The organism is Novosphingobium olei (assembly GCF_012927405.1).
Lineage (GTDB): Bacteria > Pseudomonadota > Alphaproteobacteria > Sphingomonadales > Sphingomonadaceae > Novosphingobium > Novosphingobium olei.
This window is the reverse complement of record NZ_JABBGM010000001.1, coordinates 92,501-101,871: the sequence shown is the minus strand read 5'-3', so window position 1 is coordinate 101,871 and position 9,371 is coordinate 92,501. Positions and strand designations below refer to the sequence as shown.

The window sequence follows — 9,371 nt, the reverse complement described above, 5'->3', positions numbered from 1 at the left end:
TCAGTCCGCCAACGCGGCCACGAAGGCGCGGACGACGTGCGCGGAATTGACCGACGCCAGGTGCTCGAAAGTATCTTCCATGTTCTTGTGCTGGTCGCCACCGGCAAGGTCGGACAAACTGCGGAAGACGATCGCCGGGACCATGTTGGTATAGGCGACCTGCATCACCGCAGCGCTTTCCATGTCGAGCACGCGCGCCTGCCACGCCTTGTGCAGATAGATGCGGAATTCGGCGTTGTCGGCGTAGATCCCCGCCGTCACCCCGGTGCCGCCCACTTCCACCTTGGGCGTGCGCGGCAGGCACAGCTCCGATCCGGGCAGCATCTTTTCGGAAGGCGGCACGCAGCGTTCCAGCGCGATCGTGGGCACGACCCTGCGCGCCAAGGCGAGTAGCGCGGGATCGGCCGGCACGCGATAGATCCGCTTGGGCGCGGTCTGGGCGTTGCCCATGATCGTGCCACGCGGGAAGATGAAGTTCCAGTTCGCCGGGCTTTCGGAATCGCCCTTGTCGGGCGGTGTCCATCCGCCCTTGCTCTTGCGCGCGAACGAAGCTTCGAGATACTGGCCCCAGTCCTCGGGCACCACCACATCGCCGATGGAAAGCCTGGGATCGACGCCCCCCGCTATCCCGGAAAACACGATGCGCTTGACGGTGAAGCGGTCGAGCACGAGCTGGGTGTTCATCGCTGCATTCACGACTGAAACGCCGCTCTGCATCAGGATCACCGGCTTGCCTTCCAGCGTGCCGGTGAGGAACGTGCCGCCGTTGATCTTGTGCTCGTGCGCGTCCTTGATCGCCGGGGCAAGCGCGTTCCACTCCGGCCGGAACGCCGTCATCACCACGGTGCGCGGGGTTTCATCGAGACGCTGGGCCTGGGCGCTGGCGGGCAGCACGAGCGCGAAGGCGGCGGTAGCGAAGGTCAGTCGGAAATTCATGCGGTGGCCATCCAGGCAAAGCGCACGACGAACAGCGCCGCGAGCGTGAATAGGAACCAGTCGGCGCGCGTCGCCTGCCCCTTGAGCAGCTTGAGCAGCGCGTGCGCGGTAATGCCGAAGGCAAGGCCGTTGGCGATCGAGAAGGTCAGCGGGATCATCGCGACGGTGAGGAAGGCGGGGATCGCTGCCATCGGATCTTCCCAATCGACCTCGGTCAAGGGCAGCAGCATGAGTCCACCGACGACGACCAGCGCGGGCGCGGTGGCGGCCAGCGGGACCATCTGCGCGTAGGGCGCCACGAACATGGTGGCGAGAAACAGCACCCCGGTGACAACGGCGGTCAGTCCGGTGCGCCCGCCCGCCTGCACCCCGGCCGCGCTTTCGACATAGCTGGTGACGGTGCTGGTGCCCGCCATCGCGCCGACCATGGTGGCCACGGCATCGGTCATCAGGATACGGTTGAGACCCGGAATGCGCCCGGCGGCATCCATCAGGCCGGCGCGCTTGGTCACCGCCACCAGCGTGCCGATGTTGTCGAACAGATCGACGAACAGGAACACGAAGAGGATTTCAAGCAAGCCGAGCCCGTGGCTGCCGGTAAGCCCGAACACGCCGGAAATGTCGAGCTTGAACGCGGTGCCGGTGAGTGCGGCGAGGCTGTAGGGTTCGGTCGGAGGGGTGACCTGGCCGAACACCCAGGCTGCTATCGTCGTGAGGACAATACCGATCAGCATCGCGGCGCGCACGTTCCACACGCTCAAGGTGCCGATCACGACGAGGCCGAACAGGGCGAGCGCCGGTCCCGGCTGGGTGACCGGACCAAGCCCCACGAACGTTGCCGGGTTGGCAACGACGATCCCCGCATCCTTCAGCCCGATGAAGCCGATGAACAGGCCGATGCCGCCGGCCACCGCTGCGAACAGGTGATGCGGGATGACCGAAACGATCATCTGCCGCACGCCGGTCAGCGTCAGGATCAGGAACGCCACGCCCGAAATGAACACGCAGCCGAGCGCAATCGGCCAGGGCACGCCCATCTGCTGCACCACGGTGAAGCTGAAATAGGCGTTGAGCCCCATCCCCGGCGCCAGCGCGAGCGGCGTGTTGGCCACCAGCCCCATCAGGATCGAGGCGAAGGCCGCGGCAAAGCAGGTCGCCGCCGCGACCGATGCCACCGGCAGCCCGGCCTGTCCCAGGATCGCGGGGTTGACCAGAACGATGTAGGCCATCGTCAGGAAGGTGGTGAAGCCTGCAAGGATTTCGGTCCTCACGCTGGTGCCGCGCTCGCTCAGCTTGAAGCGGCGGTCGAGTGCGCTGGCCTGCGCCTCCGTCATGTCAATTCCCCCACGTGCGCCCCGAATGTGCTTCCGGCGATCGGCGCGGTAACCCCGGTCAGCCCCTTCTCTTCCAGCATGACGGCAAAGCGCAACATCCTTGCTTCGCAACCGGGCATCCCGATGATCTGCAGCCCGAGCGGCAGTTGGCCCGCCCGCTTGAGCGGAACGCACAGCGAAGGCAGGCCGGTAAAGGTGATCGGCTGGGTGTGGATCCCAAGATCCGCGCGCGCCGGACTGAGCGCGCCGTCGATCTCGATCCGCGGATCGGCGATGGACGGCGCGAAGCAGGGCGTTGCCGGCGCGAGCAGAACGTCAAACCTGGCAAACCGGGCGCGAAGCCGCGCGTTGAATTCGCCACGCCAGCGCACGGCATGTTCGTAGAGCGCGTCGGGCAGCAGGGCGCCCGCCAGCAATCGGTCGCGCACGGCCGGATCATAGGCCATCGCGTCCCGCGCCAGCGTGTCCCGATGCAGATGACCGCCTTCATAGGCGGTCATCAGGAATGCCGCGCTGCGGGCCTTGGCAATGTCGGGAAGCTCGACCAGCGGAGCATCCGGCGCGGCGGCGTCGATCGCGGCAAGCTGCGCCGGGTCGGCGTTCTGGCGAAACCTGCCGCCAAGGCGGGCGACGCGGATCGGATCTGCCGCCCCGTCGTCCGCGACCGCGCGCCCCAGCAGGACCTCCCAGATCAGGGCCAAGTCGCCAAGGTTGGTCGCGAACGGGCCGATGTCGTCGAAGCTGTGCGCGAAGGCAAACGTCCCGTCGAGCGGCAACGACGCGTGCGCGGGCTTCAGCCCGTAAAGGCCGCAAAGGCTCGCCGGCACCCGGATCGAACCATTGGTGTCCGATCCGAGGCTGAACGAAAGCGCTCCCGAAGCGACGATCGCGGCCGAACCGCCGGAGCTTCCGCCGGCAAGGCGTGAAGGATCGTGCGGATTGCGGGTTGTGCCATAGCTCGAGTTGATCGTCGCGAAGCCATATGCGAACTCGTCCATGTTGAGCGTTGCCACGAGCACGGCGCCCGCGTCGGCCAGGCGGCGGATCGCGCTTGCATCCTGCGGGGCAGGCTCCGCTTCGCGGCGAAAGGCCGAACCCGCCGTGGTCGGCAGACCGGCCACGTCGAACAGATCCTTGACGCCATAGGGAACGCCGGCCAGCGGTCCGGGATCGCCGCCGGCAGCGATCGTCGCGTCGACTTTCGCGGCTGCATCGCGGGCGCGCTCGGCAAGAACGCGGGTCACGGCAACGTGGCTGTCGGCTCCGCAGGCCGCGATCGCGCACTCGGCCACCGCCAGCGCGGACACTTGCCCGCGGCGCACCGCTGCGGCGATGGCACAGGCGTTCACGCGCGATCCTCGCGCAGCAGCGTCTCGGCATGGCGGCCCAGCAGTTCGAGGTTGGCGACCACGCCCGGCTGGCAGGCTTCGGGAATCGGCAACCCGATCTCGCCCGCCCGATCGAGCATCGCCGCCTCGCCCTGCACGGGACGCGGCACGGCCGGTGCGACCGTCATCTCGCGCCGGAACCGCGCGGCCAGCCAGGCGCAAAGAAACAGCTGGAGCTGGTGGAAGATCATCAGCGGCAGGACCACCACGCCCACTTGCGCCGGCGCGAACAGCGCGCCCGCCATCGGAACGCCGGAAACAAGGCTCTTCTTCGAACCGCAGAACAGCAGGACGATGGCGTCTTCGCGCGGCAAGCGGGCAAGCGGGGCAGCCAGCGCGTTGGCCCCCATAACCAGCGCCAGGATCAGCGCCGACGCCGCCAGCAACACGGCAAGGTCATATAGCCCGACCTTGTGCCAGATCCCGTTCACGACCGCCGCGCTGAACGCGCTGTAGACCACCAGCAGGATCGAACTGCGATCGATCGGCTGGAGGATGGCCTTGTGCTGATCGATCCATCTCCCGATCACCGGTCGAAGGAAGTGGCCGACAAGGAACGGCAACAGGAGCTGCGTCGCGATCGACCGCACCGAATCGAGCCCCGCCGCCGATCCATGACCGGACGCGCCCATGGCGCCAGACCCATCCATGGTGAACGTCACCAGCAGGGGAGTGACGATGATGCCGATCAGGTTTGAAAGCGATGCGCTGCACACCGCCGCGGCAACGTTGCCGCCGGCCATCGCCGTGAACGCGATGGAACTTTGCACCGTCGATGGCAGCAGGGTCAGGAATAGCACACCGTTGGCCAGCAGCGGATCGAGCAGACCGCCGGAAAAGCGCGCCACGATCAGGCCGAGCAGCGGGAACAGTGCGTAGGTCGAAAGCAGCACCAGAAGATGCAGCCGCCAGTTGCCGATGCCTGCCAGCACCGCCTCGCGCGAAAGCTTGGCGCCGTGGAAGAAGAACAGTAATGCTATCGCGATGTCGGCAAGAATGCCGAACACGGTGGCGCCCGCGCCGCGAGCCGGAATGATGCTGGCCGCAATGACGGTCCCGACCAGCCAGAGCAGGAACGGATCGATCTTGGGCAGGGCCGGCTTGGTCATGGTGCACTGCGATATGACGGGTCGCAGGCTATCGATCCAACGCAATGATCTGGACGATGTGTTGCAAAAAATAGAGCAGCGAAATCCGGTTAGTTGCTTGCCCCCAGAAACCCAAGTTGTCCTGCCTTGAAGATGGTCTGCGTCCTGTTGACAGACTCGAGTTTTTCTGCGGCGCGTTGCAAATGGTAGCGCACAGTCGCGTGGCTTATCCCGATAATCTCGCTGACTTCGCGATCTGTCTTGCCCAAAGCGGCCCAGCGCAGGCACTCCACTTCACGCTTGGTCAGATCGCAATTTCCGGGGATCCGCCGCTTCTGCGACCGCATCGTACTGACATAGGTCGAAATAAAACGCCGGGTGAGCAGTCCGAGAATAGCGCCTAGCTCCGCGAATTCCTCGGTCAGATCGGTTTTCGCGAGATCCCGGTGGATGAAGCAATTCGCGGACACCTGTGCGAAGGGCAGGTGCACGGGCACGACAATTGTCGCACGGGCGCGGAATCGCGACTCAAAGAAGTCGGTAAGGCCAATCTCGTCCAAATAGGGATTCGGCGTGAGTGTGTGGAAGCCTTGCGCATTACACCAGAACGGTTCTGCCTCATAACGGCATGCCCGCGGCAAGGGCGACCGCAAGGCCAAGCGATGGTCCTCCCACCAACGCTCCCCATCGCCGAGCCATCCGAACGCATCGGCGGCGAGCACATTGCCCTGGGCATCCACCATGGGCTCCGAGGTCGCTATGTCACCACATAGTGCAGCGCGGAAATCGAATTCCGCGGCGAAGTTACACAGCGCTCGGGCGCAATCGCGAATGTCATGCACATCGCGAACGGTCACCGGCTCGACAAGATCATGGGTCCGGTGAAAGGGCTCGACGTGATTCTCTAAGCACCCCGGCTCGGCGAATGGCATCCATCATCTCCACGCAATTGGAGATCGCCACTCGGCTTCGAAATGCCAGCGCGTTATCCCACAGGCAAGCTCGCACAGCGGCGTGGAGGAGTCTACCGGAGGTACGAGTATCTAATGGAGATCATTGGTTGCGGGGGCAGGATTTGAACCTGCGACCTTCAGGTTATGAGCCTGACGAGCTACCGGGCTGCTCCACCCCGCGACACCATGTTTGGGCTGGGTGTGCCAGCCCTGTGGCAGTTTTGTTTTCTGGATCGGCGAGCGATCCAGCGGCGGGCTGCTTCTCCCCGCGCCACTGATGTGTGCGTCGATGGTGACGCAAAAAGGGGCCTTGGAGGGCCCCTTTTGGAGGGCACGAAGGCCCTTGAGATTGTGAATGGGTTTTCTTTGCGTCGGCTTTAATGCCTGGCGACGCCCTACTCTTCCAACGCTTGAGCGTTAGTACCATTGGCGCAGACTGGTTTCACGGCCGAGTTCGAGATGGGATCGGGTGGGTCACAGACGCTATGGTCACCAAGCAATAGAGCCGGCGCAAAGATTTTAATCGATGATACAGATGAGGTTTTGTCCTGGCTGGATACCGCCCATCTGGCAGCCGCAAGGCTGTCATTGATGGTGGGATTCTCAAGCATGAACAGAGTTATTAGGACCGGTTAGCTTCATGCGTTACCGCACTTCCACACCCGGCCTATCAACGTGGTGGTCTACCACGACTCGATGATACCTTATCTTGAGGGAGGCTTCCCGCTTAGATGCTTTCAGCGGTTATCCCGTCCATGCATAGCTACCCTGCTGCACTCCTGGCGGAATGACAGGTACACCAGAGGCATGTTCACCCCGGTCCTCTCGTACTAGGGGCAACTCCTCTCAAGTATCGACGCCCACGGCAGATAGGGACCAAACTGTCTCGCGACGTTCTGAACCCAGCTCACGTACCACTTTAATTGGCGAACAGCCAAACCCTTGGGACCTGCTCCAGCCCCAGGATGTGATGAGCCGACATCGAGGTGCCAAACGATTCCGTCGATATGAGCTCTTGGGAATCATCAGCCTGTTATCCCCGGCGTACCTTTTATCCGTTGAGCGATGGCCCTTCCACGAGGGACCACCGGATCACTATGACCGACTTTCGTCTCTGCTCGATTCGTCAATCTCGCAGTCAGGCAGGCTTATGCCATTGCACTCTAACAGCCGGTTTCCAACCGGCCTGAGCCTACCATCGCGCGCCTCCGTTACTCTTTAGGAGGCGACCGCCCCAGTCAAACTACCCGCCACAGAGGGTCCCCGAACCGGCTAACGGTCCTGGGTTAGACATCAGAAAACAACAGGGTGGTATTTCACCTATGGCTCCACACCAGCTGGCGCCGGTGCTTCAAAGCCTCCCACCTATGCTACACAATTCTTTCCTAATGCCACTCTGAAGCTGCAGTAAAGGTGCACGGGGTCTTTCCGTCTAACCGCGGGTACTCCGCATCTTCACGGAGAATTCAATTTCGCTGAGCATATCCTGGAGACAGTGGGGAAGTCGTTACGCCATTCGTGCAGGTCGGAACTTACCCGACAAGGAATTTCGCTACCTTAGGACCGTTATAGTTACGGCCGCCGTTTACTCGGGCTTCAATTCGGAGCTTGCACTCCTCCTCTTAACCTTCGAGCACCGGGCAGGCGTCACACCCTATACGTCGTCTTGAAGCCGACTTAGCAGAGTGCTGTGTTTTTGCTAAACAGTCGCTACCCCCTGGCCTGTGCCCCCCACAAGTGCTTGCGCATATATGGGGCCTCCTTCTTCCGAAGGTACGGAGGCAATTTGCCGAGTTCCTTCAGGATACTTCTCTCAAGCGCCTTGGTATACTCTACCAGACCACCTGTGTCGGTTTCGGGTACGGTCTATACGGTGGGGCTATTTCCTGGAACCATTTCGAAGCCACTCCAATCCAATAAGGAGTGACAACACACATGATCCGTCACACACCACCAGGCCCACGAATATTAACGTGGTTCCCATCGACTACCCCCTTCGGGCTCGTCTTAGGGGCCGGCTCACCCTGCTCAGATTAGCTTTAAGCAGGAACCCTTGGTCTTTCGGCGAGAGGGCATCTCACCCTCTTTGTCGCTACTCATGTCAGCATTCGCACTTCCGATACCTCCACGACCCATTACCAGATCGCTTCATCAGCCTACGGAACGCTCCGCTACCGCTCGGACCGAAGTCCGAACCCTAAGCTTCGGTGCACGTCTTGAGCCCCGATACATCTTCGCCGCAGGAACCCTTGTTTAGACCAGTGAGCTGTTACGCTTTCTTTAAAGGATGGCTGCTTCTAAGCCAACCTCCTGGTTGTTTTGGGATTCCCACATGCTTTCCCACTTAGACGTGACTTGGGGACCTTAGCTGTAGGTTAGGGCTGTTTCCCTTTTGACGACGGACCTTAGCACCCGCCGTCTGTCTGCCGGATAAATCTCGTTGGTATTCGGAGTTTGGTTAGAATTGGTAGATCTCGCGACCCCCGCATCCATCCAGTGCTCTACCCCCAACGGTATACGTCCGACGCTCTACCTCAATAGATTTCGCGGAGAACCAGCTATTTCCCGGTTTGATTGGCCTTTCACCCCTAAACACAACTCATCCGAGAATTTTTCAACATTCAACGGTTCGGTCCTCCAGTGCGTGTTACCGCACCTTCAACCTGGTCATGCCTAGATCACCGGGTTTCGGGTCTAATTCATCGAACTCTGTCGCCCTATTCAGACTCGCTTTCGCTGCGCCTACACCTAACGGCTTAAGCTTGCTCGATAAACTAAGTCACTGACCCATTATGCAAGAGGTACGCAGTCACGGCCTATGCCGCTCCTACTGCTTGTAAGCATTCGGTTTCAGGTACTGTTTCACTCCCCTCATCGGGGTGCTTTTCACCTTTCCCTCACGGTACTGTGTTCGCTATCGGTCATGTACGAGTATTTAGGCTTGGAGGGTGGTCCCCCCATGTTCAGACAGGATTACACGTGTCCCGCCCTACTCGAGTCCTTCTCCATCACTTTCGCATACGGGGCTGTCACCCGCTATGGCCACTCTTTCCAAAGTGTTCTGCTAGTTGAAGAGAAGGCACTGGCCTGGTCCGCGTTCGCTCGCCACTACTAACGGAATCTCGGTTGATGTCTTTTCCTCCAGGTACTGAGATGTTTCAGTTCCCCGGGTTCGCTTCACCAAGCCTATTTTATTCAGCTCGGTGATACCTTATCCACCTCACTCGAACCCCGGTTACCCGCAGATCGAGAGAAATGGTGAAGGTGGGTTTCCCCATTCGGAAATCGCCGGATCAAAGTTTGCTCACAACTCCCCGACGCTTATCGCAGCGTGCCACGTCCTTCATCGCCTGTACATGCCAAGGCATCCACCAAATGCTCTTACCTCACGCTTGAGAATCCACACCATCAACGACAGCCTTGCATAAACGCTGTCGCCGTTTGCAGGCGTGGACGATAATCTCAGCCAGATAATAATCATCTGTTGTGCCGCATCATATGTACCCTCAACGTCTGAGGATACGATGCGCCACGGCATCGATTAAAAAACCCATTCACAATGTCAAAGAAGCGGGCAAATCCCGCAGTACCGGTCCTAAAACCGGATTTCGTGTCTTCATCTCTGGAGCAGTCTTGGAAACTGGTGGAGCCTATCGGGATCGAACCGATGAC

The 9,371-nt window shown here is 61.1% G+C and carries 5 protein-coding genes, 2 tRNA genes and 2 rRNA genes (1 of these 9 cut by a window edge); all 9 read right to left on the bottom strand.

The genetic code is table 11. The features are described 5' to 3' along the window. On the bottom strand, positions 1–936 hold the full coding sequence (locus HHL27_RS00515) for a 5'-methylthioadenosine/S-adenosylhomocysteine nucleosidase (RefSeq protein ID WP_169491434.1): 936 nt from the start codon (positions 934–936) through the stop codon (positions 1–3). Continuing rightward, the gene (locus HHL27_RS00510) at positions 933–2,270 is read right to left on the bottom strand and encodes an NCS2 family permease (RefSeq protein ID WP_169491433.1); all 1,338 of its coding nucleotides are present in this window, start codon (positions 2,268–2,270) and stop codon (positions 933–935) included. Before HHL27_RS00510 ends, HHL27_RS00515 begins: the two co-directional genes overlap by 4 nt. Beyond that, positions 2,267–3,619, bottom strand: a complete 1,353-nt coding sequence (locus tag HHL27_RS00505; RefSeq protein ID WP_169491432.1) for an AtzE family amidohydrolase — start codon at positions 3,617–3,619, stop codon at positions 2,267–2,269. Before HHL27_RS00505 ends, HHL27_RS00510 begins: the two co-directional genes overlap by 4 nt. Further along, positions 3,616–4,767, bottom strand: coding sequence for a bile acid:sodium symporter family protein (locus HHL27_RS00500; protein WP_169491431.1), 1,152 nt, complete (start codon positions 4,765–4,767; stop codon positions 3,616–3,618). The genes HHL27_RS00505 and HHL27_RS00500 overlap by 4 nt, the downstream gene beginning before the upstream one ends. Positions 4,768–4,856: 89 nt before the next feature. Further along, positions 4,857–5,678 (bottom strand): helix-turn-helix transcriptional regulator, encoded by an 822-nt coding sequence (locus HHL27_RS00495; RefSeq protein ID WP_169491430.1) that lies wholly within the window; start codon positions 5,676–5,678, stop codon positions 4,857–4,859. 125 nt (positions 5,679–5,803) lie between these two features. Then, positions 5,804–5,880: transfer RNA gene (locus tag HHL27_RS00490), tRNA-Met, on the bottom strand. 201 nt (positions 5,881–6,081) lie between these two features. Further along, positions 6,082–6,196 (bottom strand): 5S ribosomal RNA (gene rrf, locus HHL27_RS00485). A 105-nt stretch (positions 6,197–6,301) separates the two neighbouring features. Then, positions 6,302–9,094, bottom strand: a 23S ribosomal RNA gene (locus HHL27_RS00480). Positions 9,095–9,340: 246 nt separating this feature from the next. Then, positions 9,341–9,371: transfer RNA gene (locus HHL27_RS00475), tRNA-Ala, on the bottom strand (it continues 45 nt past the right edge of the window).